This is a genomic window from Streptomyces sp. NPDC052101 (assembly GCF_040680235.1).
Lineage (GTDB): Bacteria > Actinomycetota > Actinomycetes > Streptomycetales > Streptomycetaceae > Streptomyces.
Map to the genome: position 1 here is coordinate 1 of NZ_JBFAWH010000182.1, position 1,000 is coordinate 1,000.

General features: G+C 72.4%; 1 protein-coding gene and 1 pseudogene. Both read right to left on the reverse strand.

Features of this window, described 5'->3' with window-relative positions; all coding sequences use genetic code 11:
- The coding region (locus AB0L75_RS44635) for an acyl-CoA dehydrogenase family protein (RefSeq protein WP_365191996.1) at positions 1-424 on the reverse strand (424 nt) is incomplete at its 3' end.
- A 143-nt stretch (positions 425-567) separates the two neighbouring features.
- A pseudogene (locus tag AB0L75_RS44640) lies at positions 568-804 on the reverse strand (FAD-dependent monooxygenase); the annotation flags it as partial.
- Between the last annotated feature and the right edge of the window lie 196 nt (positions 805-1,000).

Consider the following 1,000-nt stretch of genomic DNA (forward strand, 5'->3'; position numbering starts at 1 on the left):
CGCCGCGCGCCATGGCCGGCAGGTGCTCGGCACGCTGCTCCTCGCTGCCGCACAGCTGGATCGAGCGCATGGCCAGACCGCCCTGCACGCCCGTCATCGTGGCGATCGAGCCGTCCAGGCGCGAGAGCTCCATCATGGCCAGGCCCGCTGCAACGCGGGAGACGTCGGGCAGCCCGTCCACGGGGACGCCGTCGCGCAGCAGGTCGGCCTGCCCCAGGCGGGCCACGAGGTCCAGCGGGTACTCGTGGCGGTCCCACGCCTCCCGGATCCGGGGCAGCACGTCCGGCTCGAGGGCGAAGGCGCGGGCTCGACGCCACACGTCCTTCTCGGCGTCGGAGACGTCCGCGAGCGCCAAGTAGAAGTCGGTGTCCAGCGGCGTGGCGACGTCGTACTCGGGCTCGACGGTGGGCAGGGTCTCGGTCATGGTGGCCTCCCGGGCGGGGTCGGAGAGATGGGTGTGTCCGTCATCACCCTACACCAACTGACACGCCATCTCACAGAATCAGACGCAGTCTCACCCCCTCTCCTCGCCCGTGGCACCATGGCCCGCATGACGACGCCCGCCGCGTTGACGCAGTGGTGGACGACAGCGGCGCCCCGGATCGCCGCCCGGGCGCCCTCGGGGGTGCCGACGTCGCCCCGGACGCGGGTGACGCCGGCGGGGGCCGGGCCGGTGCCGGACCGGTCGACGAGGCGGACCTCGTGTCCCCGCCGGGCCAGTTCCCCGGCGAGGGTCGTGCCGGCGGGGCCGGCTCCGAGGACGACGTGCGGTGGGGCGGGGGCGTCGTGCGTGGCGGTGGTCATGGTCTCGTTCACCTCTCGTGGGCGGGGCGGACACGGGCGGACCGGCTGGGCAGAGGGCCCGCGAACTACTGGCCATCACTTCAGTTATAGCATGTAACTGAAGTGATTGGCAGTCGCGAAGTCAGGCGCCCCCTCGCAAGTGCGAGGCCCTAATGTGTGCGCCACGGCCAGAAGCCAGAAGGAGGCCACGCATGGC